Origin of the sequence: Acidovorax radicis N35 (genome assembly GCF_000204195.1) — a bacterium.
GTDB lineage: Bacteria > Pseudomonadota > Gammaproteobacteria > Burkholderiales > Burkholderiaceae_C > Acidovorax > Acidovorax radicis.
In genome coordinates, this window is record NZ_AFBG01000007.1 from 15,254 (window position 1) to 39,038 (window position 23,785).

The window sequence follows — 23,785 nt, forward strand, 5'->3', positions numbered from 1 at the left end:
GTGGCATTAGCGGATGTACCCGCGCTGGCGCAGGAGCGCGAGCACCTGCGCGCAGGCGTCGGCCAGGCTCAGGTGGGCGGTGTCGATGCTGAAATCGGGCGATTCAGGCGCCTCGTAGGGGGCGGAAACCCCTGTGAACTGCGGAATGCGCCCCGCACGCGCCATGGTGTACAGGCCTTTGGGATCGCGGCCCTCGCACACGTCCAGCGGGGTGCTCACATGCACCTCCAGAAAACGGTGCTCCCCGATGAGCGCACGGGCCATGGCACGGTCGCTGCACTGGGGCGAGATAAGGGCGGTGAAGACCATCAGCCCGGCGTCGTTCATGAGGGCGGCGACTTCGGCCACGCGCCGGATGTTTTCCGAGCGTTCGGCCGCGCTAAAGCCCAGGTCCCGGTTGAGCCGGTGCCGAAGGTTGTCTCCGTCCAGCACGAAACTGGCGAACCCGAGGGTGTGCAGCTGCTCTTCCAGCGCGTAGGCCAGGGTGGACTTGCCCGCACCGCTCAAGCCCGTGAGCCATAACGTGACGGGGCGCTGCTGCAGCAGCTGCTCGCGCAGGGGGGCTGTGACCCGGCCCATGTGCGGGATCACTACCCGCAGGCCGTGGGGCGTCAGGCCTTTCGCTGCAGCGGCAGGGTCCTTGGCCGAGGGTTGGAGTGAGGCGGGAAGCGGCATGGTCAGTCCAGGGGGCGGTTGGGGCGTGCGGCAAGCGCGTTCACTGGCACCGGATGGCGCACGCAAAAAGCGGATGGCCCTGGACCACGGTCGGTGGCCCCAGGCGGTAGGATTCAAAACCCGTGCGGCGCAGCAGGCGTTCCACCCCCAGCGGTGAGACGGTGACCATGCGCTGGGCACCGCGCGCCATGGCGCAGCGGCTGGCCGCCTGCAGCAGGCCGGTGGTGAGGGGCGAGGAGAACTGGTCAAGCGCGGAGCCCGTAGGCCCCGAAAGGTCCATCGAGGCAAAGCGGGACAGTTCCCACACCTCGGGTGCGTTCGGTGCCGGGGCGCCGTTGAGCAGTTGCGGGAACACCTCGGCCAGCAGGTAGGGGCGGGTGGTGGGCAGCAGCCGGGCGGTGCCGATGACCTCGCCGTCTTCGTTTTGTGCGATGACGTAGACGGTGTCGTCCCGGTCAAACTGGTCCAGCTCCAGGGCATCGCGGCAATGAAGTTGCCAGCCCAGTTTTTCCACAAAAACACGGTGCCGGTACCGGGCCATGCGGGTCATCAGTGGTGGATGCAGTTCAGCAGAGCAGCCGGAGGTGATGCGCATTGGAGGTGCCCTCGTGAGTTTCGTCGATTAGAAAATCACGGAAAGATATTTGTAACTACCAACTCTGGTAGGTGTTTCCGTCGGCCTTTCTGGTCAAAATCAACTCGCCAAAGGGCTTCAATGCCGCCAGAATGTGAAAAAAACGTAACGGCGGTTGATGGCGCGTAATTCGCGTGCGGATGGTCAGTCTCTGTGGGGTGGTGCTCGGTGTTGGAGTCCTATGACAAGCTGGCAAGAAGATCTTTTGGGGGTGATGGACCGCGCGCAGTCAGAGCAAGAGGTTTTTTGCAAAATCGAGCTCGCTGCGCACGCTCTGGGGTTTGAGTACTGCGCCTATGGCCTGCGGGTACCCATGCCCTTGTCCAACCCAAAGACCATTTTGTTAAACAACTACCCCTTGGCCTGGCAGGAACGGTATGCGCAACAGGGCTATGTGCAGATCGATCCGACGGTGCTCCACGGATGCCGCAAGCAGACCCCGCTGGTCTGGTCGGACGATGTGTTTGCATCGGCCCAGAATTTCTGGGAAGACGCACGATCGTTCGGATTGCGTTTTGGTTGGGCGCAATCGTGCATTGACGGCGGCGGGGTGCGTGGCATGCTGACGCTGGCGCGTCCGTCCGAGGCCCTGACACCCGAAGAGATTGCCCACAGTGAGATGAAGATGCGCTGGCTGGCGCACATTGCGCACGTGATCCTGTCGCGCATCTTTACGACCCGCCAGGCCGAACTGATGCAGCCGCATCTGACGGCCAGAGAAATCGAGGTGCTCAAATGGACCGCCGACGGCAAGACCTCTGCCGACATCTCCTCGCTGCTGGATGTGTCGGAAAACACCGTGAACTTCCATGTCAAGAATGCCGTGACCAAGCTGCAAACCACCAACAAGACGGCCGCCACCGTCCGTGCCGCCATGCTGGGGTTGCTGGGCTGATGTCGCGGCCTGCTGGCGCTGCAACCCCTTGCGCCAAGCCGGGTTGCGTCAGTGCAGGGATGGAAGCAACAGGGGCGACCGGTGGGGGGCGGGTGTGAACACCATGCGGGTTTCGCCGGATGGCCTGCTGCGCCTGTCGATTGACGAATTGCTGTCCCTGCCCATCCATCACCTGATGTCGGCGGTGGATGTGGACCTGGTGGTGCCCCGAAGGGCAGTGTGCGGGTGCGAAACCACCATCAGCGGCTACACCGAGTGGGTAAGTGCTTCCCGCCCGGCGGTGTCCATCGGCTGGGACTGGCATATCCGCCTCTGGACCGCGCAGCGGCCTTTCGCCTGGGCGCGGCTGGGCCAGCCTCGCAGCAATGTCATGCTGGTGTACTCCACGGGCAACGACACGGGGTGGCAGAAGAACCTCGAGCTGCTGTCCACGGTGGTGGACGCCTTGCCCTGGCAGGAGCAGTTGAGCCAATCGGTGACGGCCCTGCTGCCAAGCCACTGAACAAGGCCTTGGCGCTTTGCGGAATGGAAGCGTGAACACACGGAGTGTGAGTTTGCTATTGAATGTATAGCAACAAATGGCGTCTATCTAACGCTAGGCCGCAGAAAGCACTTCAAAAATCAGCTGCCAGATCCCACCGCATGGCCTGGCCGGTAGCTGGGTGGGTCAGGGCCAGTTCTCCGGCATGCAGCAGCAGGCGCGGGGCCTGTGCCTGGGTGGCTGCATCGGCATACAGCGCGTCTCCCAGGATCGGGTGGCCCAGGGCGGCCAGGTGCACGCGAAGTTGGTGCGTGCGGCCGGTGACGGGTTCCAGCTCGACACGGGTGGTTCCGGCCGCAGTGTTGTGCGCCAGGGTGCGCCAGCGGGTATGGCTGGGCTTCCCTTGCAGCGCATCGATGATCCGCAGTGGGCGTCGCTCCCAATCGGCGGCGATGGGCAGGTGGATGTCGGCCCAGATGCCGGGTGGTTCGGCCACCAGGCCTTGCACGACGGCGAGGTAACGCTTGTGGACCTGCCGCTGCTCGAATGCCAGGCTCAGGCGACGTTGTGCGTCGGCATGCCGGGCCATCAGCACGAGACCCGAAGTAGCCTGATCCAGCCGGTGAACGATGAGTGCGCCTGGCCAGTGCAACTGGGCGCGGGCACTCAGGCAGTCCTGCTTGTCGGGGCCGCGCCCCGGCACGCACAGCAGGCCCGAAAGTTTGTTGAGCACCAGCAGATCGGCGTCCTCATACAGTGCCATTGGGGCCGGGTGTCTTGCAGTGCCTGCCGTGCCTTCGGCCACTGTGGGGGTCATGGGCACCCTCGAATCCACGGACGCCCTTGGGGCCGCCACCGTATCGGCTTCAGCCCGGGGCATGGTTGTCGCCACCCACCAGGCGTTGCACGGTGGCGCAAAGCTCTTCCACGTCGTTGGGTTTGTGGATCAGTGCCTGTGCGCCTTCAGCCAGCGCGGCTTGCTCGATTTCGGCCGTGACATAGCCCGAGGCCAGGGCCACGGGCAGGTCGGGGCGGATCAGGCGGGCCTCGCGCACCAGGTCCACTCCACAGAAGCCGGGCATGTTGTAGTCGGTCACCAGCAGGTCAAAGGCCTGTGGGGCAGCACGCAGCGCGGCCGTGGCCTCGTGCGGATCGGTGTAGCCGCTGACCTCATAGCCCCGGCGGCGCAGGAGGCGCTGCACCAGAAACACCAGGGCCTGGTCATCGTCCACGTACATCACATGGTGCTTCTTGCGCGGCGCGCTGCCGGGGGCATCGGTGGTGGCAGGCGTCGAGGGTGCGGCGGATGCCGGTGCGGCCTGCAAGGCTTGGGGGGGCTGCGCATCCAGGATGCTCTGCGTGGCGATGTGGGCGACCGGAAAGTACAACGTGAACCGGCTGCCCTGGCCGGGTGCACTTTGCACGTCCACACCGCCTTCGTGCGTGCGCATCACGCCGTGCACGACCGCGAGGCCGAGGCCCGTGCCCTGGCCCACGGGCTTGGTGGTGAAGAAGGGCTCGAAGATGCGTTCCAGCGTGGCAGCGTCCATGCCCGGACCACTGTCGCGCACCGTCAGGGCGACGTAGTCCACGGGTGCGAGGCCCAGCCGTTCGCTCAGGCGCTGGTCGGGCTGCACGGCCGCGGCTTCCACATGGATGCTGCCGCGCTCGGAGCCAATGGCATGGACAGCATTGGTGCACAGGTTGAGCAGGGCCTGCTCGACCTGCGTGGCGTCGGCCAGCACGGGAGGCAGGCCGGCCTGCAGCTGCATGTGCAGCTCGATGGCCGGGGGCAGGGTGACGCGCAGCAGGCGTTCGGTGTCGTGCACTACCTCTGCCAGCGATACGGCCGAGCGCTGCGGTGGTTCGTTGCGGCTGAAGGTGAGGATCTGGCGCACCAGGTCGCGCGCGCGCCGTCCAGCCTTGTCGATCTCCATCAGGCTTTCCAGCACAGGTGAGCCCGATGCACAGTCGGCCTTGGCCAGTTCGACGTTGCCCAGGATGGCGCCCAGGATGTTGTTGAAGTCGTGCGCAATGCCGCCCGCCATGGTGCCCACAGCCTGCATCTTGTGCGACTCGCGCAGCTGGGCTTCCAGTTCGCTTCGGTGCGCCTCGGCCTTCTTGCGGCCGGTCAGGTCGCGTGCGAACACGGTGGTGGTTTCGCCCTCGGCATGGCGCTCGAACGACACGCTCACCTCCACGGCCAGTTCCTTGCCGCTGGCGGTCAGCGCCGTCATCTCGCCCAGCAGGGCCTGGGTGGTGAGCTGCGCAAACGCCAGCCCCTGCGCCGCGTCGGGCAAAAAACGGTCGAGCGTGCTGCCGAGCGCGTCGCTGGCGCTGCACTGGAACAGCGCTGCCGCTGTGGGGTTGAACACGGTGATGCGCTGGTGCTGGTCCACGCAAATGATGGCGTCCAGCGCGGAGTTGATGATGGCCTCCAGCCGCTTCTCGCTGGCGCGGATCTGCTCGTTGCGCTGCTGCAGGGTAATGGCGCTGTGCTGCAACGCCTGGCGCTCGGCCAGCAGCGGGCCCTGGTCGATCACGGCACACAGAAACTGCGGCAGCGGGGGGCCATTGCTTTGCGGGGCCTCGATGTGCGCAATGTGCAGGTCGCCCGTGATGGGTGTGTCTGCATTGATGGAAAAAACGACCTCCTTGACCTCGCTGCGGCCCAGGTCCTGCGCCAGTGCGAAGGCCTCGCGCACACGCCGGGCGTCCTGCGGGCGCACAAAGGGCATCAGTGCCGTGAGCGGGCGGTCGCGTTCGGTGGGCTGGAAAGATCGGTGGGCCATCGAGTTGGCCTGCACCACCATGTCGTGCTCGTCCACCACCATGAGGGCCAGCGGTACGCTGGCAAACAGAGTTTCGAAGCGTTCGTAGGCGCTTTCGGCCACGGTCTGGCTGTAGCGCAGGACCTTGTTCTGGCTCTCCAGCTCTGCCTGGTAGGCGCGTAACTCGGCCACGAGGCCTTCGGCCGGGGTGCCAGGGGCACGGGCATGCGGGGTGGCACTACCGGATGGGTGCTCTGCGGGGGCGGGCCGCCGCCCCTCAGGGTCCAGAAACGACAGGTCGGGTTCACTCATGGGAAAGGCGCGGCCAGGGGTTTTGGCGCGGGGAAAATGCGCGCGCCGCGCAATGCTGTGGGCCAGAAAGCATGGCCACGAGTGTACGCCTGCAGTCTTTGCCCATGCGGCCTGGCGGGTGCCTGCCTGTGCAAGGCAAAGGAGCAGAACCCGCGTGCTGGTGGCTCCCGGCCCCCATTCAAGGGGCGATTGTTGATCGATTGCGAACAATCCTTTTCTGTGGCGGGGCTTACCGATGGGGAAACGGCTCTCTACAGTTCCACCATTGCCCATTTGCCGATCAACCTTTCAGCCATCTTCAGGAATTCTTGCCATGAACCCCATCGACACCCCCCTTGCCCAACCGCTGCTGAACAAGCTGCAATGGCGGTACGCCGCCAAGAAGATGAACCCCGCCAAGGTGGTTCCACAGGACAAGGTAGAGCGTATTCTCGAAGCCGCACGCCTGGCCCCCACCTCCAGCGGCCTGCAGCCGTTCGAGATCATCGTGGTGACGGACCCCGCTGTGCGCGCCAAGATCCAGCCCATCGCCTGGAACCAGGCGCAGATCACCGACGGCTCGCACCTGCTGGTGTTCGCCGCATGGGACAACTACACGGCCGACCGCATCAACATGATGTTCGACCTGACCAATGACCAACGCGGTTTCAAGAACGAAGGCTGGGAAAACTATCGCCAGATGCTGCTCGGGAGCTACCCCCAGCGCGATGCCGAGGTGAATTTCCAGCATGCCGCCCGCCAAGCCTACATCGGCATGAGCGCCGCACTGATCGCCGCTGCGTTTGAAGAGGTGGACTCCACCCCCATGGAAGGTTTTGACCCCAACGCACTGGACGAAATCCTGGACCTGCGCTCCCGTGGCCTGCGCAGCGTGTCGATCCTGCCGCTGGGCTACCGTGCCGATGAAGGCGACTGGCTGGTCAATCTGAAGAAGGTGCGCCGCCCTCGCGAGCAGTTCATCACCGAGGTCTGAGACCTTTCTTTGCCTGCCTGCCGCCGTAGTGCCTGATAGCAGGCAGGCCCCGGCGGGTCTTGCCGGTATCTGAAGCCCGGCCGCGCGTTCAACGTGCGGCCGGGCTTTGGCGTTTCAGCGCACGGCTTTCGGTGCGTCGTTCACACGGCGCATGGGTGTCAGCACAAAGGCCAGCGCTGCCAGCACTACCAGCGTGCCGCCACTGGCTGCAAACAACTGAGGGAGTGTGACGCTCTTCATCACCCAGCCCGTCACCGCTGCAGAGATGGGAGCCAGGCCCATGAAGATGAACATGAACAGGCTCATTGCCCGGCCAATCAGGGCCGGCGGCACACGTTGCTGGATCCAGGTGAACACGCTTACCTGCATGAAGCCGCCGAGCAGGCCGATGACCAGCATCAGTGCTGCGCCCTGCCACACAGCCGTGATCAGCCCCAGGGGCATGAACAGCGCGCCGATGATGGCGTCGAACGCCAGGATGGTCATGCCCAGGCTGCCAATGCGCAGCCGCGGCACCATGCCCGACACCACCATGCCCAGCAGCGTGCCCGCGCCATGGGCGCCCACCATGATGCCGAAAGCGGCCGCGCCCAGCTGGGGCGTGCTGCTGGCCAGCACCGGGATGGCGATGTGGATGGGGCCCATGATGAACAGGGCAATGGCACTCCAGTAGAGAAAGCAGGTGCGCAGTTCGCCATCGCGCCAGAAGTGAACCAGGCCCTGCGCCACCGATGCCAGCACCGCCTGGGGTGCTGCTGCAGGGGCTGGGTTGGCTGCGTGGGTCTGCACCTTCGACAGCGTCCAGGCCGACACGGCGAAGCTCAGGGCATCGAGCGCAAAAGCGATGCCAATGCCGGTGGCATTGGCGTGGGCCGGTGCATCGGCGGCTCCTGTGGCCGCGTCGCCCGCACCAAACAGTGCAATGAGCAACCCCGCCAGCAGGGGCCCGAGGAACATGGTCAGCTGCCGCAGGCCTAGGCTGATGCCGTTGGCGGCCTGCAATTGCGAGCGTGCCACCACGTGGGGCATCATGGCCGTGCCTGCGGGGATGCTGAAGGCCGTGGCCAGGCCAATGCCCAGCGACAGCGCGTACACCATCCACAGTGTCAGGGTGCCTGCAAGCACCAGCCCAGCCAGCACGGCCAGCAGCACCAGGTTGATGTATTTGGTGATCATCAGTACCTGTTTCGGCGAGTGGCGGTCCACCAGCGCTCCCCCTACCAGGATGAACAGCGCACGGGGAATGCTGATGAGGGCCAGCACGGTGCCCAGCACCAGGGTGTCGCCTGTCATCTGCAGCACCAGCCAGGGCAGTGCAATCAGCGTGAACTGGTCCCCCAGCATGGACAGGAAGGCGCCGACCGTCATCCAGCGAAAGTTGTGGTCCTTGAACAGCGCGGCGCGCGGATCCTGGGGAGGGCTCGTTGGGGGGCGGGGCGAAGGGTGATGGGGCGTTTCAGGTCGCATGAACAGGGTCTCCAAAAGATTTGCGGGTGTGCCGGCGCCCGTTGAGCCACTGGCTCACGGCGGTGAATCGCACGCACAGGTGGTAGCTGGCCAGGCACAGGGCCGTGGTGGCCAGCACGTTGAGAGCCAACTTGGCCAGGACGGGGATCGGCACGCCGTACAGCAGAGCGCCAAAACCAATCGTCAGCGGCAGGTGCACGAGGTACACCCAGTACGAGCTGTCGGCCAGGTAGGCCAACCAGGCGCGAGGCTGGCCGACGTGGCGCAGAAAGAGCCCCATCAGCGCAAAGCTCCACAACCAGGACGCGGCGTTGTAAGCCAGTGCCATCCAGAACTGCAGATGCCGGGTGGCAGAAACGGGCTCGGCCAGGATCTCGGTGAAGGCACCGGTGAGCAGTACCAGCGCGAAGGCCGAAGCCTCAGGCTGGGCCAGCACTTCCGACAAGAATGCAGTGATCAGGAAACACGCGAGCCCCAGGCCCGCCAGTACCGGCCAGTGCCTTTCGTAGCGCGCCATCAGGTCCTTGCGCTGTGCATGCAGGCACAGCCCGAATCCGTAGAACAGCCCGTTGTGGAGCCATTCCGCCAGCGGCGGCAAAAAGGACCCGCTGGGCGTGACGATGCCGTGGTCATAGTGGGCGCCGATCCAGGCCAGCGGCAATGTCAGCGCCACCACGCCAAGCGACGAACCGCCCAGCCAGGCCGTGGTGCGCCCCAGGGCTTTCTGCACGCCGCTGGGCAGCGCATTTGCCGCCGCCCACACCATGGGCGTGAACACAGCCAGCCACAGCAGCATCCACAGGAACCACAGATGCATGGTGGCGGGGCCTTGGGGCACGTTTGGGCCCTGAGGCAGCAGGCTGCGGTCTACGCCCCAGGTGCCATAGGCCATGCGGTGCAGGAACATCAGGCCCAGCAGGGCGCTGACCACAAACAGAGGCGGCCAGAACACCACGAAGGGCAGGCCCAGGCGGCGCAACCGGTTGTGCACCATGCCCGCCAGTCCGCGGCGCTGCACCAGCGCCGACACAAAAAATCCGGCCAGGATAAAAAACAGGGGCATGCGGAACGCGTGGATCACGGCGACCAGCAAGTCGGCCACCGATGTGGACTGCTCGTCGTGCCAGGGCAGGGGGGACGGCCGGCTCATGTAGATGACCGAGACGTGCAGCACGATGCCCAGCCACATCATGGTGGCGCGCAAATTGTCCAGGGCATGCAGCCGTCGGCCCGGGGCGGCGGGTTCTGGGGGGCGGGTCGATCCATTCATAGGGACCGACTGTGAGCCCTCACGTTGCGTGAGGGTCAAGCGCTTTTCAGCACTTTTTCATCAATGTGTGGGCGACAACGTTGTTTTGGCGGATGTCGGTTTTGTCACTGGCGCAGCATGGGCGAGCGCCGCGTGCAGATAGGCGCGCACGGGCGCGCTCAGGGGGGACCCTGCCTGCAGCAGAGGTTCGTTGGCAGAGGCCACGACCAGTTTTTGGCGCAGAGGGGGGTTGCCGCGGGTCAACTGGTCGAACAGCGCGTTCCAACGCAGTGCAGCGGCCCGCGCGTTGGGGTGGTGGGGTGGCACGGCGCGGCCCAGAAGCTGCTGGACGTCCTCTTCCAGCGCCGCCCATTGGGTGTAGGGCACATGGCCCAGCGCCCGCAGGTCGTCGCGGGTCAGGTACTTTTCGAGCAGTGCCATGCGCAGCTTGATGGCCGTTTCAATGAACTCGATCATGTCGCCCGGCGGGGCGTGGTTGCGCCCGTGCGTGGTGGGCTCGGTGCGGAACATGTGGCCCCAGCGCTCCAGCAGATCGAGGTCGCCATTCATCCAGTGCAGCATGAGCGCCATCCAGCGGTAGGCCAGCGCCTGCACCTCGGGCGTGTCGGGTGCCAATTGGCGGTCCATGGCGCTGCGCACCAGGTCCTTGACGACCAGCCAGTCGGCCTCGATGAGGTTCCAGTTCTGAAAGATGTGCTTGAGTTCGGCCGAGCTGAAGTACTTGCCGTAGGTCGTCATCAGCGCCAGAGCCTCCAGCCAGTTGCCCATGTCGGGATCGGCACCGGCCATCAGGCCGTCGCGCAGCATGGTCAGGCGCCCGCGCAGTTCCGTGGCCTGCGTGATCTGCTGGTCCAGCGAGCGGATTTGTTGCCCGATGATGCGCTCGGGGGCCATGCCTTCGCCCGCCAGCAGTGCGCCGATATCGCTGAGCGCAAGGCCCATCTGGCGCATGGTCTGGATGCCGTGCAGCCGCTGCACGTCGGCTTGGCTGTACAGGCGATAGCCCGCCTCGGACCGGCCCGAAGGCTTGAGCAGACCGATCTCGTCATAGTGGTGCAGCGTGCGCACCGTGAGGCCGGTACGCCGCGCAAGATCACCGACCTTCAGCAGCACGAGCGACTCCACGACGCATCTTGCGCTCCCACTGAACGATGCAACTGGCGCTCCTCAGGCCAGGGCAGCCGGGCAAGGGCCGCCCCGCAGTGAGGGCTGCGTCCCCCTGGGGGGAAGGCGCCGCAGGCGACTCAGGGGGAGATTTCATTTCAGCGACCGACTGAAATCAGCTCGATCTCGAAGTTCAGCGTGGCATTGGGTGGAATCACGCCGCCCGCACCCCGGGCGCCGTAAGCGATGGAGGGTGGGCAGGTCAGCTTGGCCTTACCGCCCGGTTTCATGCGCTGCACGCCTTCGGTCCAGCAGGGGATCACGCCGTTGAGCGGGAACGCGGTGGGTTCACCGCGCTTGTAGGAACTGTCGAATTCCTTGCCGTCCAGAAACATGCCTTTGTAGTGCACCTTGACGGTGTCGGTGGCCTTGGGCGAATCGCCCGTGCCTTCCTTGATCGATTCATAGACCAGGCCGCTGGCCGTGGTCACGGGCTTGGCTTGTTGTGCCATGGCGACGGGGGCGATCACAAGGCTGGCAAGCAGCACGCACAGGATGTTGCGCAAAGGGTTCTCCTTGGAGGATGGAATTTCAAACAGGCGCGATCTTAGTCCGGTTCCAGGCCACGCCGGTAACAGGCTTGCCGTGAAAAAGCCTGCATGCAGCCGGGGCTCCATGCAGGCTTTGCAGGCCGAGCCGTTGCGGGTCAGGCGTAGTCGCTCACCGGGATGCAGCTGCAGCTCAAATTGCGGTCACCCCACACGTTGTCCACGCGGCCCACGGGCGACCAGTACTTGTTGCTGCGCAGGGCTGCCACGGGGTAGGCTGCGGCTTCGCGGGCGTAGGGGCGCGCCCATTCGTTGCCCAGCAGGCTCTCGGCTGTATGCGGCGCATTCTTGAGCGGGTTGTTGTCCTGCGGCCAGGCGCCCGCCTCGATCTGACGGATCTCCTCGCGGATGGCGATCATCGCGTCGATGAAGCGGTCGATCTCGAACAGCGTCTCGCTTTCGGTGGGTTCCACCATCAGCGTGTTGGGCACGGGGAAGCTCAGCGTGGGCGCGTGGAAGCCATAGTCGATCAGACGCTTTGCGACATCCTCGGCCATCACGCCGCTGGTGTCCTTGAGGCCGCGCAAGTCCAGGATGCACTCGTGCGCCACATGGCCGTTGGCACTGGCGTACAGCGTGGGGTAGTGGTCCTTGAGGCGCGCGCTGATGTAGTTGGCACTCAGGATGGCGGTTTCGGTCGCGGCCTGTAGGCCCTCGGCACCCATCATGCGGCAGTACATCCAGCTGATGGGCAGCACGGCGGCATTGCCCAGAGGCGCGGCCGAGACGGCGCCCACGCCGCCGGACACTCCGGCCGTGGCATGGCCTGGCAGGTAGGGCACCAGATCGGCCACCACGCACACGGGGCCCACGCCGGGACCGCCACCGCCGTGGGGGATGCAGAAGGTCTTGTGCAGGTTCAGGTGGCTCACGTCGCCGCCGAACTCCCCGGGGGCTGCCACGCCCACCAGGGCATTCATGTTGGCACCGTCCACGTACACCCGGCCACCATGCTGGTGCACCAGGGCGCACAGCTCCTTGACCTGGGTCTCGAACACGCCGTGTGTGCTGGGGTAGGTGATCATCACGGCGGCCAGGTTGGCGCTGTGCTGTTCGCATTTGGCTTGCAGGTCGGCCATGTCCACATTGCCGTTGGCGTCGCAGGCGGTCACCACCACCTGCATGCCCACCATTTGCGCGCTGGCCGGGTTGGTACCGTGTGCGCTGCTGGGGATCAGGCAGATGTTGCGGTGGCCGTGGCCCTGGGCCTCGTGGTAGGCCTTGATGGCCAGCAGGCCTGCGTATTCACCCTGGCTGCCGGCGTTGGGTTGCAGGCTGATGCCGGCGTAGCCCGTGGCCTGGCACAGCCAGGCGCGCAGCTGTTCGTCCAGTTCCTGGTAGCCCTGTAGCTGGTCGGCGGGAGCAAACGGGTGCACGTTGGCAAATTCGGGCCAGGTGATGGGGATCATCTCGCTCGTGGCGTTGAGCTTCATGGTGCAACTGCCCAGCGGAATCATGCTGCGGTCCAGCGCCAGATCCTTGTCGGACAGCTGGCGGATGTAGCGCAGCATGCCGGTCTCGGAATGGTGGGTGTTGAACACCGGGTGCGTAAGGTAGCTGCTGGTGCGGCGCAGCTCGGCGGGAATCAATGGCTCCACGCCTTTTTCGAATGCGTCAAAAGTGGGCAGCGCCTGGCCATCTTTGGCGAAAACCTTCCACAGCAACTCGATGTCGGCGCGCGTGGTGGTCTCGTCCAACGAGATGCACAGGTAGTTTTCGAAGTAAATTCGCAGGTTGGCGCCCATCTGTATTGCGCGAGTAGCTATGGATTTGGTAGCGCCATCGGTTTTGAGCGACAACGTGTCGAAGCAAGCCTGGGGGCGCACCGGCGCGCCCAGCTGGGTGAGCCCCTTGGCCAGGATGGCGGTGTAGCTGGCCACACGCTGTGCAATGCGCTTGAGGCCTTGGGGTCCGTGGTAGACGGCGTACATGCTGGCAATCACGGCGGGCAGCACCTGCGCAGTGCAGATGTTGGACGTGGCCTTTTCGCGGCGGATGTGCTGTTCGCGCGTCTGCAGGGCCAGGCGGTAGGCGGGCTTGCCATGCACATCCACGCTCACACCCACCAGGCGGCCGGGCAGGCTGCGCTTGAACTCGTCGCGGCAGGCCATGTAGGCGGCGTGCGGGCCACCGGCGCCCATGGGCATGCCAAATCGCTGCGTGGTGCCCACCACAATGTCGGCGCCCCATTCGCCGGGTGCGGTGATCAGCATGAGGGCCAGCAGGTCGGCCGCTGCAATGAAGGCGGCCTGTTTGGCGTGGGCCTTCTCCACATCGGCGCGCAGGTCGTCAATGCGGCCGCTGGTGGCGGGGTACTGGGCCAGCACGGCGAAATACTCGCCATTCAGCGCGGCATCCCATTCGGCGGCGGAATTGGCCAGCACCACGTCGATGCCCAGGGGCTTGGCGCGGGTCTGGATCACTTCGATGGTTTGCGGGTGGGCGTCCCCGGCCACCACAAACACATTGCTTTTGCTCTTGACCGAGCGCTTGGCCAGTGTCATGGCCTCGGCGGCGGCGGTGGCCTCGTCCAGCATCGATGCATTGGCAATCGGCATGCCGGTCAGGTCGCACACCATGGTCTGGAAGTTGACCAGCGCCTCCATGCGGCCTTGCGAGATCTCGGCCTGGTAGGGCGTGTAGGCCGTGTACCAGGCCGGGTTCTCGAGGATGTTGCGCAGGATGACGCCCGGAGTGTGGGTGCCGTAGTAGCCCTGGCCGATGAAGCTCTTCAAGACCTGGTTCTTCGATGCAATCGCCTTGAGCTCGGCCAGCGCCGCCGCTTCCGTGATTGGCAGGGGCAGGTCCATCGCGGTGCTGCGTGCGATGGAGCGCGGCACGATGCTTTCGATGAGTGCGCGGCGCGAGGCCTCGCCAATCACCGACAGCATGTGTGCTTCATCGGCCGCGTCGATGCCGATGTGGCGGGGCAGGAATTCGGTGGCGTTTTCAAGCTCGCCAAGCGGCAAGGCGGATTGCATCAACATGGTGGGGCAGTCTCGAAGAGGGAATCAGGGTCAGGCGTTCTTGGCGAAGTCGGCGTAGGTGGCTTCATCCAGCAGCGCATCGAGCTGGCTGGCATCACTGAGCTTGACCTTGAAGAACCAGCCGGCATTGAGCGGGTCGGAGTTGGCCAGCGAAGGGTCGGCACGCAGGGCTTCGTTCACTTCGGTGATTTCGCCAGAGACGGGCATGTACACGTCGGCGGCGGCCTTCACGGACTCCACCACGCCGGCGACGTCGCCCTGGGCAAAGGTCTTGCCCACTTCGGGCAGGTCCACAAATACCACATCGCCCAGCGCGTCTTGCGCGTGGACGGTGATGCCGACCACAGCTGCATTGGCGTCAGCGGCGTTGATCCATTCGTGGTCTTTGGAGAATTTGACGGTCATGGGGAGGCTCCTCAAGCAACTAGAAAAATGAAAGGAATCTGCAATGTAGCGGGCGCAGGCGCGGTCTGTGCGCTGCGCCCGGCGAAATCAGCCACGGAAATAGTTGGCAGGCACGAAGGGCATGGCACGCACTTCCATCGGCACAGCCTTGCCACGCACGATGGCGTTCACGCGCGTGCCCATGGCCGCGAAGGCGGGCGCGACGTAGCCCATGGCCACGGGCTCGTTCACCGTGGGGCCCAGCAGGCCGCTGGTCACTTCGCCGATCTTCTGGCCATCGGTGCTTTGCAATTCGGTGTGTTCGCGCACGGGCACACGCTCCAGCGCCACCAGGCCCACACGTTTGCGCTGCAGGGTGGCGGGGTTGTCGATCTGCGCCAGCACCTTGTCGGCGCCGGGAAATCCGCCTGCGCGTGCGCCTCCCGTGCGGCGCACCTTCTGGATGGCCCAGTTGAGTGCCGCTTCGGGCGGCGTGGTGGTGGTGTCGATGTCGTTGCCGTACAGGCACAGGCCCGCTTCGAGCCGCAGCGAGTTGCGCGCACCCAGTCCGATGGGTTTGACCTCGGGCTGCGCGAGCAGGGCGCGGGCCAGGGTGTCGGCTTGTGCGGCGGGCACCGAGATCTCGAAGCCGTCTTCGCCCGTGTAGCCGCTGCGGGTGACAAAACAGTCGCAGCCTGCAATGGCGAAATCGCCGCCCGTCATGAAAATCAGCTTCTCCACGCCCGGTGCCAGGCGCGCAAGGGCCGTGACAGCCTGCGGGCCCTGCAGCGCCAGCAGCGCATGGTTCGGCATGGGGATCACGTTGCAGCGCTGGCCAATGCGCGCCTGGATGTGGGCAATGTCACCCACCTTGCAGGCGCCGTTCACGATGACGAAGAGCTCGTGGTTGCCCTTGTTGAAGAACATCAGGTCATCAATGACGGTGCCTTCGTCGGTGAGCAGCAGGCCGTAGCGCTGCTTGCCCACGGACAGGTCGATCACATCCACGGGCATCAGGGTTTCAAACGCCGCTGCGGCGTCAGGGCCAACCAGTTTCAGCTGGCCCATGTGCGAGACATCGAACAATCCTGCCGCGCTGCGCGTGTGCTGGTGCTCAGCCATCAGGCCCGCAGGGTATTGCACGGGCATGGAATAGCCGGCAAACGGCACCATGCGGGCGCCCAGCTCGATGTGCAGGGCGTTCAGGGGCGTGGTGAGCAGGGGCGAGGACGTGGCAGGGGACGACATGGCGGACTCCGGGCAAATAGGGGCCGCGATCACAAAGGTGATCACGGGATTTGCCCTGCTGTCCGCTTTACCTGAGAGATTCACCGCAGCGCCCTGGCTGGCCATGCGGTTTGCTCCTTCGGTGGATGGCCTCATCACGCGATGCGGTGGACCATCTCTCTCCAGCAAGGGAACGCCCGCATCACTGCGGGCGGTTGCCAGTCCTTTTGCCTGAGCGTTCGGCTGCTGCCTGCGCCTTCGGCGGCCCTTTTGGCAAACGTTGCAAAGGGCTCTCTCCTGACGGGCGCAAGTATATCCGCAGGTACCGTCGGCACCCTCTATTTGATGAAACCGAGCACGTGTGGCAGCCAGGTGGACAGCTGGGGCACGAAGGTCAGCAGCACCAGCACCACGCCATGGGCCCACAGAAACGGCGCCAGTTCGCGCACCAGTTGTGTCATGGGCACGCGCGACACGTTGCAAGTGACGAACAGCAAGCCGCCCACCGGCGGGGTGATCATGCCCAGCGTGAGGTTGTAGATCACGACCATTGCGAAGTGCACCGGGTCGATGCCCAGCTTGAAGGCCACCGGTGCGAGGATGGGCGCGAGCACCATCACGCCAGGCAGCGGCTCGATAAAGATGCCGAACAGCAGCAGGAAGATGTTCACGATGATGAGAAACATCCAGGGCGACAGCTGCATGGAGATCAGCCATTCGGCCATCTGCTGGGGAACGCCTTCAATCGTCAGCACCCAGGCGAAAGATGCGGACAGGCCGATGATGATCAGCACCGAGGCCGAGAGCAACGCCGAACGCGCCAGGATGTCGGGCAGCGCCTTCCACTGCAGCGTGCGGTAGACGAACTTGCCACACAACAGCGCATAGAACACCGCCACCACCGACGCCTCGGTGGGCGTGAACCAGCCTGCGCGCATGCCGCCCAGGATCACCACCGGCAGCAGGATGGCCGGCAGCGCCTTCCAGGTGGTCTGCAGGATATCGGCCAGCGGGGGCATCTTGCCGTCGCCCTTGTAGTTGCGCTTCTTCGATACATGGAAGTTCACCACGCACATTGCCACCGCGATGAGCAGACCCGGCAGCAGGCCCGCCACGAACAGCGCACCCACCGATACCGAATCGTCCTGCAGCGCATAGATGATCATGATGATTGACGGCGGGATGATCGGCCCCACGATGGCCGTGGCCGCCGTGAGGGCCGCTGCATACGAGCGGTCGTAGCCTGCCTTGTCCATCATGCGGATCAGCATGGAGCCTGGCCCGGCAGCATCGGCCAGCGCAGAGCCCGAGATGCCCGAGAAAAAAGTGAGCGACACCACGTTGGTGTAGCCCAGGCCTCCCCGCTTATGCCCCACAAACTGGCCTGCAAACTTGAGCAGCACTTCGGTCAGCGATCCGCCGCTCATCAGCTCGGCCGCGAGGATGAAGAACGGGACGGCCATCAGCGGAAAGCTGTCAATGCCGGTGAAGGTCTCCTTGAGCAGCACCATGAGCGGGTAGCTCTCGGCCAGGATCAGCGTGGCCGCTGTGGCCAGGCCCAGCGCAAACGCCACGGGCACACCGATCGCAAGGAACAGGCAGGCCGAGACGATGAGAATGATCGACGCGCTCATAGGGATGCGCTCGCATTCGCGTCGAAGTGCGCATCAGAAGCGAACTCGCGCCGCAGCACGTAGCCGCGCACCACAAACAGGAAATGCGCAATCAGCAGCACCCCGCCGATCAACATGGCGCTGTAGATATAGGCAAACGGGATCTGCGTGACGGCGGTCATCTGGAACATGGTGCGCTGCATGTAAAGCCAGCCATACCAGACCATGAAACCGAAAAATGCGAACAGCAGCGCCGCCACAAAGGCACGAACGGCAATGGCGCCCGCGCGGGGCAGGGCATCCTGAAGGTTCTCGACGGCAATGTGGCCGCCGTAGCGCAGCACCGGGCCCGCGCCCAAAAAGGTGAGCCAGATCATCATGTGCCGGGACACTTCCTCGGCCCATTCCAGCGAGTTGTGTGTGGTGTAGCGCATGACCACATTGGTGAAGATGATGATCGACATCGCGGCCAGGAGCAGGATCAGTGCCCACCGGTTGGTGGCAATGAGAAGGCGTTCCAGGGTTTTCATGGGCAGGGGGCTGAATCAACGAAAAAACGCCCGGCGCTGCAGGGGCTGCCGGGCGCGCGGGCGAGGGACTGGACCGTGGGGCGTATCAGCGCACGTCCTGGATCTTCTTGATGTTGTCCGCGCCAAACTCTTTGGCGTAACCCACATAGGCAGGCTTGAGCGCTTCACGGAACGCATTGCCATCGACCACCTTGGTGACCTTCATGCCTTGAGATTCAAGCATGGCGATGCCGTTGTTCTCGTCATCGTTCACCTTCTTGCGCTGGGCGGTACCAGCCGTCTTGGCCGCATCGGTGAAGACCTTCTTGTCAGCATCGCTGAGCTTGTTCCAGACCTTGGGCGAAAGCAGCAGCAGCGCGGGCGAATACACGTGGCCGGTGAGCGACAGATGTTTCTGCACCTGTGAGAACTTGGAGGAGAGGATCACAGGAATCGGGTTTTCCTGGCCGTCCACAGTGCCTTGCTGCAGGGCGCCGAACAGCTCAGGGAATGCCATGGGCGTGGGCAGGATGCCGAAGGTGCGGTAACCATCCATGTGCACCTTGTTTTCCATCGTGCGCATCTTCAGGCCGGCCGCATCCGCTGGCTTGACGATGTCGCGCTTGCTGTTCGTCATGTGGCGAAAACCGTTTTCCGTCCAGGCCAGCGCAATGATGCCCTTGCTGGGGAACTTGGTCAGGATGTCCTGGCCGATCGGTCCGTCCATCACCTTGCGGGCGTGGTCGTAGTCGCGAAAGAGGAAGGGAATGTCGACGATCTTGACTTCAGGAACGAAGTTGCCGACCGGGCCAGTGGACGTGTTCACCAGGTCCTGCGTGCCCAGCTGGATGGCTTCGATCTGCTCGCGTTCTCCGCCCAGGGCCGAATTGGGGAAATGCTGGCACTTGTAGCGCCCCTGAGTGCCCTTTTCGACTTCATCACAGAACACCTTGGCGCCCACGCCGTAGTGGGATTCCGGTGTCGTGGCGTAGCCAATCTTCAACGTGGTGGTCTGTGCGGTCGCGGAGGCGCAGAAGCCAAGGGCCAGTCCCAGAGTGGCGACGAGGGGGTGCAGTTGCATGGTGTCTCCTGTGATTGTGGGTGTCCGCGCCGGATGCAGCGGACGCCGCAGCACCTAGTGGCCGCGTGCTCGCAAAATTATGGCGCTGCAACATGGCACAGGCATCCGGGTTTGTGCTGGTAAGCGTGCTTATTAACTGCGTGGAGATGTGTTCCGTGGTGAGGCCGACCGTATTTTCGGAAGGGCTGGTAGTGGGGGGGCAAAGGCGTGCCGCCAGTGAGCCTGGCTTTCGCCCCCTGAATGCCAAGGGCCCCGTGCTGGCGGTAACCAGCCGGGGCCTTGTCAGTTTGTGCACTCCGGTAAGAGCGCCTTGATGGAAGAAGTATGCGCTGCAGGGATGAGATGAATTTGCTGAATTCTCTTTGAAAAAGTCAAATGTCAGAATAATTTTCTGAATTTGTAGGAATCAGTGAATAATCCACCTGATGGATCGACTGGATAGAAAAATTCTCGCTGTGCTGCAGGGCAACGCCCGCGCCAGCCTGCAAGAGATCGGGCAGGCCGTGGGCTTGAGCGCGTCACCTTGTTGGGGCCGCATCAAGAAGATGGAAGAGGCGGGTGTGATCCAGGGTTACACCGTGCGCATCAACCCGCAGTCGCTGGACCTGGCCGACACGGTGCTGGTGCAGGTCACGCTCGACAGCCACTCCGACAACACGCTCGAAAAGTTCGGCGAAACGCTGGCCAGCATCCCCGAGGTGATCGAGGCGCACCTGGTGTCGGGCGACTACGACTACCTGCTGCGCATCGTCGTGAAGGACACGCGCGACTACGAGCGCCTGCTGCGTGAGAAGCTCTACAAGATCAAGGGCATCCGGCACAGCCGCTCCAGTTTTGTACTGCGCACGCTCAAGAAGGCGGACCTCCCCCTTTTTGTGGGATGAATTTGATTAAAAATGGCCGTTGGCGCTTGTCTGTAAAGCGTTAATAGCTATCAATTTAATAGTATCTGCATCAGGTGCCAATTCCAACGCTCAGGCATCAAGGAACACCCGCCGCGTTCTGTTTCTGCGGTTCTGAGGCTGTAGGGCATGCAGATCAACGGCAGAATGGCTCCGCCTTTTGCGCTGGTTTCGGTGGGTTGCACCACCACGGTGCGCAGCCAGAGGGCTTGAAGCGTGCCAGCACGGCCGGAGAACCACCACCATGAACCTGCGTTTTGTCGAAGCCTTTTATTGGGTTGCCTCCCTTAAGAGCGTGACGCGCGCGGCGGAAAAACTCTTTCTGACCCAGTCGGCCATGTCCAGCCGCGTGGCGGCGCTGGAGGAAGAACTCGGTGTGCTGCTGCTGGACCGGCGCGACAAACACTTCAAGCTCACCGTGGCGGGCACCCGGTTTCTCACGTATGCGAAACGCATGCTGGAACTGCAGCGCCAGCTCAAGACCGAGATGGCCTCGGGCGGCCCGCTGGAAGTGTCGATCCGCCTGGGTGCGATTGAGTCGGTGCTCCACTCATGGCTCATTCCCTGGGTGGAACAACTGCGCAAGGACAACCCGCTGCTGGAGCTGGAGCTTACGGTCGAGTCCACGCCTGTGTTGCTCGACCAGATCCGCCGGGGCACGCTGGATGCCGTGTTTGCGGCGCTGCCTGCATCGGCGGACGGTATCCGCAGCCAGGCACTGACGCCCATGGAGATGGTGTTCGTCGGCAACAGCAAGATCCACCGCAAGCGCCGCTATGCACCTGAGGACTTTGCCGGTACCGACATCCTGACGTTCCAGCGTGGCTCCCAGCCCCATGTGTACCTGCTGGACACGCTGCGCCAGGCGCAGGTGGAGCCGCGCTGCGTGCACACCATTTCCTCGATCTCCGCCATGGTGCAGCTGGTACAGGGTGGCTTTGGTGTGGCCACCCTGCCGCGCCTGGCGGTGGAGCGGATGCTGGCGTTCCCGGATCTGCGCGCGTTGGCCTGCGACATCGTCCTGCGGCCACTGCCCATTCATGTGAGCTACCGCGAGGACCCCTCATCCCCGGCAATGGAGGCGATCGTGCGATCCGCGCTCAGCTTCATCGAGGCACAACCACCGCAGCCCAAGACGCGCAAGGCCCGCGCCTGACTTGGGCAATCGCTCTGGAGCACGTGATGCACCGCGCAGAAAATTTTGTACGGATCTACTCGCCGGGGCTGGCCTTCCTGCGCACGTTTTCCAGCTATACCGAATGGCTTCAGTTTGGGTGCGACCGATGTCACTTGACTAGTTTTTCATCCGACACAAAGTTCTGGTGCGCTGCATGAGGCTTTGAGCGAGTTCTTACTGCGTCATTGTCTCCAGAAGCAGCTCGTCAATCGGGGCGGGGCGGCCCAGGGCGTATCCCTGGGCAAAGTGCACGCCCAGTCCTGTCAGCAGGTTCACGATGGCCTGGCTTTCGGCAAACTCCGCGACGGTCTTTTTGCCCATCAGGCAACCGATTTCGTGAATGGACTTCACCATGGCAAAGCTCACGGGGTCATCTGCCATGTGCTTCACGAACTGCCCGTCGATCTTGAGCATGTCCACCGCCAGCTCGCGCAGGTAGGCGTACGACGACAGTCCGCTGCCAAAGTCGTCCAGGGCGAACTGGCAGCCCCGGGCGCGCAGTGCGTGGAAGAAGCGGTTGGCCGCCGCCAGGTCGCCCATGGCGGCCGTTTCGGTGATCTCGAAACACAGGCGGTCGCAGCGTACCGAGGTCTGGTCCATGGCCTGCAGCACCTGGCTCAAAAAAGCGGCATCGCCCACGGACTGGCCTGACAGGTTGATGCAGCACAGCTCCACGCGATCCTGGTGCTCTGCCATCCAGGCCAGGGCGTTCTTGATGACCCATCGGTCCACCCGGGCCGCCAGGTGGTAGCGCTCCACTGCGGGCATGAATTCGCCCGGCGAGACCAGTTGGCCGTCGGCGGTGCGCATGCGCAGCAGGATCTCGCAATGCAGGCCATGGGGCTGGCTGCCATGTGCCGGGCCCAGGCGGGTGATGGGCTGGCCAAACAGCTCAAACCGGTCGTGCTGCAGCGCATGCTCTATGCGGCTGACCCATTCCATGACGCCATAGCGCTGCGCCAGAGCAGGGTCGTTCTCGGCATAGACATGGATGCGGTTGCGGCCCCCCATCCTTGGCCACGTAGCACGCGCTGTCTGCCGCCTGCAGCAAGGCGCCCACGCTTTCGGTGGCGGCGTCGAGCATCACCGCCCCAATGCTGACACTCACGCTGAACACATGGTCGCGCCAACCAAAACGGAAAGCGGCCAGGCCCTGCTGCATGCGCTCGGCCAACTGCAGGGCCTGCTGCAGATCCTGTTGCCACAGCAGGATGCCGAACTCGTCGCCCCCCAATCGGCACAGCAGGTCCTGGGGCTGCAGGTGGGCCAGGAACAGGCGCGCCACCTGCCGCAGCAGCTCGTCGCCTGCGGCATGGCCGCAGGTGTCGTTGATCACCTTGAAGTTGTCGAGATCGAGGTAGCACACGCAGTGGTGGGCCCTGGCGTCGCGCGTGGCGGCGAAGGCCTGGGCCAGCAGGTGTTCGAATGCACGGCGGTTGCCCAGGCTCGTGAGCGTGTCGTGCATGGCCTGGAACTCCATTTCGCGGCTCAGCCGGCTGGCTTCGGTCACATCGCGAAACACCAGCACCACGCCATCGGCATGCCCGCCCGGGCGCAGCAGCGGCGAGGCCGACAGGTCCATCAGCAGGGGCGCACCCGCCTGGGGCGTGGACCGCAGCTTGCCATGCAACTGGGTGCTACCTTGTGCGAGCGCGCGGCCCACCAGGTCGGGCGCAGTGTCAGCGCCGGCTTCGATGGCCAAGCCCAGGACCTCCTGGTGCCTGCGCCCGCAGGCTGCGGTCAGCGACCACCCCGTCAGCGCCTGGGCGGCGGGGTTGAGGTACTGCACCAGCCCTGCAGCGTCGGTGGTGACCACGGCGTCGCTGATCGAGTGCAGGGTGACCTGCAGGCGTTCCTTCTCCTGCAGCAGAGCCTCTTCGGCTTCGCGCTGCGCGGTCATGAAGCGTACCCGGTCCAGTGCCACGGCCAGATGCCCGGCGGTGGCCTGCATCAGCGCAATCTGCCAGGGCTTGGGGGGGCGCACGCCTTCCTCGTCGCCATAGGTGCCCATGCCCAGTGCGCCCAGGCGCTGGTTGGCCATGATCAGCGGCACATTGACGATGGTGCGGTTGTGCAGCACGGCTACCACAGCCTTGTTGGTGCGTGGGTCGGTGCGGGCGTCTTCCACCACCACGACGTGCGTGGCCTGCATGATTTCCTCGAGCAGCGCATCTCCCTTCACGGGGATCTTCATGGTCTGCAACTGGCGGCTCAGGGCGCTCTCCTCGCCGCCGCTGGTGTGGGTCAGGAAGTCCAGCATCCCCGAGGCGTCATCGATCAGTGCCAGCCAGACATGGCGGTAGTCAAAAACGCTTTCCCCCATGGGTTTCACGGCGTCGAGCACATCGGACAGGGTCCAGGCGCGTTCCAGGCGTTTGCACAGCTGGAGCAGGGCGTCTGAGTGCCTGCGCTCTTGCGGGTCGTGTGGCGCCATCGGATCGGGGGGCAATGTCATGGGATGGGGCGAAGGGCGCTTTCCGGGAACTTGTGGGAGCCACAAGGGGAGGCAGGACCGGGGCACCATCGTGAAGCCGCCGGTATGCCGATGTTGCCGAGCATAGGTACCAGACCTGCAACCCGCATGGTGGAAACCACCAATGGGCGCTGTGTTGCCTCAGGAAGGGGCCAGTGGTTTCTCCGGGGTAACGGACTGTGGGCTGGGCGACACAGGCAAAAGCGGGGTGGTGGTTTTAAATGAGAATTGTTATCATTTGA

The 23,785-nt window shown here is 64.3% G+C and carries 21 protein-coding genes and 2 riboswitches; of the genes, 5 read left to right on the forward strand and 16 right to left on the reverse strand.

Annotation, left to right across the window (positions count from 1 at the left end; genetic code table 11):
* Positions 1–6: 6 nt before the first annotated feature.
* Positions 7–675: an adenylyl-sulfate kinase gene (cysC, locus tag ARADN35_RS0102545; protein WP_010458659.1), complete on the reverse strand. Its 669-nt coding sequence runs from the start codon at positions 673–675 to the stop codon at positions 7–9.
* Positions 676–715: 40 nt separating this feature from the next.
* A complete protein-coding gene (locus ARADN35_RS0102550; protein ID WP_010458661.1) occupies positions 716–1,270 on the reverse strand; it encodes an acyl-homoserine-lactone synthase in 555 nt (184 codons plus the stop codon).
* A 220-nt stretch (positions 1,271–1,490) separates the two neighbouring features.
* On the opposite strand from ARADN35_RS0102550, the gene ARADN35_RS0102555 reads away from it, so the two are divergent.
* Entirely contained in the window at positions 1,491–2,204 is a 714-nt protein-coding gene (locus ARADN35_RS0102555) for an autoinducer binding domain-containing protein (protein ID WP_029413009.1), read from the forward strand.
* 103 nt (positions 2,205–2,307) lie between these two features.
* The gene (locus ARADN35_RS25690) at positions 2,308–2,706 is read left to right on the forward strand and encodes a DUF4902 domain-containing protein (RefSeq protein ID WP_139019156.1); all 399 of its coding nucleotides are present in this window, start codon (positions 2,308–2,310) and stop codon (positions 2,704–2,706) included.
* A gap of 112 nt (positions 2,707–2,818) precedes the next feature.
* Here the strand turns inward: ARADN35_RS25690 and ARADN35_RS0102565 are convergent, their stop codons facing one another.
* Together ARADN35_RS0102565 and ARADN35_RS0102570 are read right to left on the reverse strand one after the other, a co-directional pair.
* Positions 2,819–3,502: an RluA family pseudouridine synthase gene (locus ARADN35_RS0102565; RefSeq protein ID WP_029413012.1), complete on the reverse strand. Its 684-nt coding sequence runs from the start codon at positions 3,500–3,502 to the stop codon at positions 2,819–2,821.
* Positions 3,503–3,551: 49 nt separating this feature from the next.
* Positions 3,552–5,768 carry a PAS domain-containing hybrid sensor histidine kinase/response regulator gene (locus ARADN35_RS0102570; RefSeq protein ID WP_010458667.1) on the reverse strand — a complete coding sequence of 739 codons (2,217 nt, stop codon included), beginning with the start codon at positions 5,766–5,768 and terminating at the stop codon, positions 3,552–3,554.
* A 313-nt stretch (positions 5,769–6,081) separates the two neighbouring features.
* Here ARADN35_RS0102570 and ARADN35_RS0102575 point away from each other — a divergent pair, with 313 nt between their 5' ends.
* Entirely contained in the window at positions 6,082–6,741 is a 660-nt protein-coding gene (locus ARADN35_RS0102575) for an NAD(P)H-dependent oxidoreductase (protein ID WP_010458668.1), read from the forward strand.
* 114 nt (positions 6,742–6,855) lie between these two features.
* Here the strand turns inward: ARADN35_RS0102575 and ARADN35_RS0102580 are convergent, their stop codons facing one another.
* The 10 genes from ARADN35_RS0102580 to ARADN35_RS0102625 form a co-directional block, all read right to left on the reverse strand.
* On the reverse strand, positions 6,856–8,208 hold the full coding sequence (locus ARADN35_RS0102580; RefSeq protein ID WP_050812424.1) for an MFS transporter: 1,353 nt from the start codon (positions 8,206–8,208) through the stop codon (positions 6,856–6,858).
* The gene (locus ARADN35_RS0102585; protein ID WP_029413018.1) at positions 8,198–9,478 is read right to left on the reverse strand and encodes an acyltransferase family protein; all 1,281 of its coding nucleotides are present in this window, start codon (positions 9,476–9,478) and stop codon (positions 8,198–8,200) included. The genes ARADN35_RS0102580 and ARADN35_RS0102585 overlap by 11 nt, the downstream gene beginning before the upstream one ends.
* A gap of 60 nt (positions 9,479–9,538) precedes the next feature.
* Positions 9,539–10,591, reverse strand: coding sequence for a MerR family transcriptional regulator (locus ARADN35_RS0102590; RefSeq protein WP_035198158.1), 1,053 nt, complete (start codon positions 10,589–10,591; stop codon positions 9,539–9,541).
* 149 nt (positions 10,592–10,740) lie between these two features.
* Complete coding sequence (locus tag ARADN35_RS0102595; RefSeq protein WP_085940313.1) at positions 10,741–11,094, reverse strand: FKBP-type peptidyl-prolyl cis-trans isomerase; 354 nt, start codon at positions 11,092–11,094, stop codon at positions 10,741–10,743.
* A 194-nt stretch (positions 11,095–11,288) separates the two neighbouring features.
* On the reverse strand, positions 11,289–14,177 hold the full coding sequence (gene gcvP, locus ARADN35_RS0102600) for an aminomethyl-transferring glycine dehydrogenase (RefSeq protein WP_010458676.1): 2,889 nt from the start codon (positions 14,175–14,177) through the stop codon (positions 11,289–11,291).
* 30 nt (positions 14,178–14,207) lie between these two features.
* Positions 14,208–14,582 (reverse strand): glycine cleavage system protein GcvH, encoded by a 375-nt coding sequence (gene gcvH, locus ARADN35_RS0102605; RefSeq protein WP_010458679.1) that lies wholly within the window; start codon positions 14,580–14,582, stop codon positions 14,208–14,210.
* Positions 14,583–14,669: 87 nt separating this feature from the next.
* Positions 14,670–15,809, reverse strand: a complete 1,140-nt coding sequence (gene gcvT, locus ARADN35_RS0102610; protein ID WP_029413020.1) for a glycine cleavage system aminomethyltransferase GcvT — start codon at positions 15,807–15,809, stop codon at positions 14,670–14,672.
* Between the two features lie 48 nt (positions 15,810–15,857).
* Positions 15,858–15,984, reverse strand: a riboswitch (glycine riboswitch).
* Positions 15,985–15,997: 13 nt separating this feature from the next.
* A riboswitch (glycine riboswitch) is annotated at positions 15,998–16,098 on the reverse strand.
* Positions 16,099–16,126: 28 nt separating this feature from the next.
* Positions 16,127–17,422, reverse strand: a complete 1,296-nt coding sequence (locus ARADN35_RS0102615) for a TRAP transporter large permease (RefSeq protein ID WP_010458682.1) — start codon at positions 17,420–17,422, stop codon at positions 16,127–16,129.
* Positions 17,419–17,931: a TRAP transporter small permease gene (locus tag ARADN35_RS0102620; RefSeq protein WP_010458684.1), complete on the reverse strand. Its 513-nt coding sequence runs from the start codon at positions 17,929–17,931 to the stop codon at positions 17,419–17,421. Before ARADN35_RS0102620 ends, ARADN35_RS0102615 begins: the two co-directional genes overlap by 4 nt.
* An 85-nt stretch (positions 17,932–18,016) precedes the next feature.
* Complete coding sequence (locus ARADN35_RS0102625; RefSeq protein ID WP_010458686.1) at positions 18,017–18,991, reverse strand: TRAP transporter substrate-binding protein; 975 nt, start codon at positions 18,989–18,991, stop codon at positions 18,017–18,019.
* A gap of 425 nt (positions 18,992–19,416) precedes the next feature.
* Here ARADN35_RS0102625 and ARADN35_RS0102630 point away from each other — a divergent pair, with 425 nt between their 5' ends.
* Positions 19,417–19,875, forward strand: a complete 459-nt coding sequence (locus tag ARADN35_RS0102630; protein WP_010458688.1) for an Lrp/AsnC family transcriptional regulator — start codon at positions 19,417–19,419, stop codon at positions 19,873–19,875.
* 262 nt (positions 19,876–20,137) lie between these two features.
* Positions 20,138–21,049, forward strand: a complete 912-nt coding sequence (locus tag ARADN35_RS0102635; protein WP_010458690.1) for a LysR family transcriptional regulator — start codon at positions 20,138–20,140, stop codon at positions 21,047–21,049.
* A gap of 195 nt (positions 21,050–21,244) precedes the next feature.
* Here the strand turns inward: ARADN35_RS0102635 and ARADN35_RS28340 are convergent, their stop codons facing one another.
* Complete coding sequence (locus ARADN35_RS28340) at positions 21,245–22,012, reverse strand: EAL domain-containing protein (RefSeq protein ID WP_208856805.1); 768 nt, start codon at positions 22,010–22,012, stop codon at positions 21,245–21,247.
* Positions 21,963–23,525 (reverse strand): diguanylate cyclase, encoded by a 1,563-nt coding sequence (locus ARADN35_RS28345; RefSeq protein ID WP_208856806.1) that lies wholly within the window; start codon positions 23,523–23,525, stop codon positions 21,963–21,965. Before ARADN35_RS28345 ends, ARADN35_RS28340 begins: the two co-directional genes overlap by 50 nt.
* Positions 23,526–23,785 lie beyond the last annotated feature (260 nt).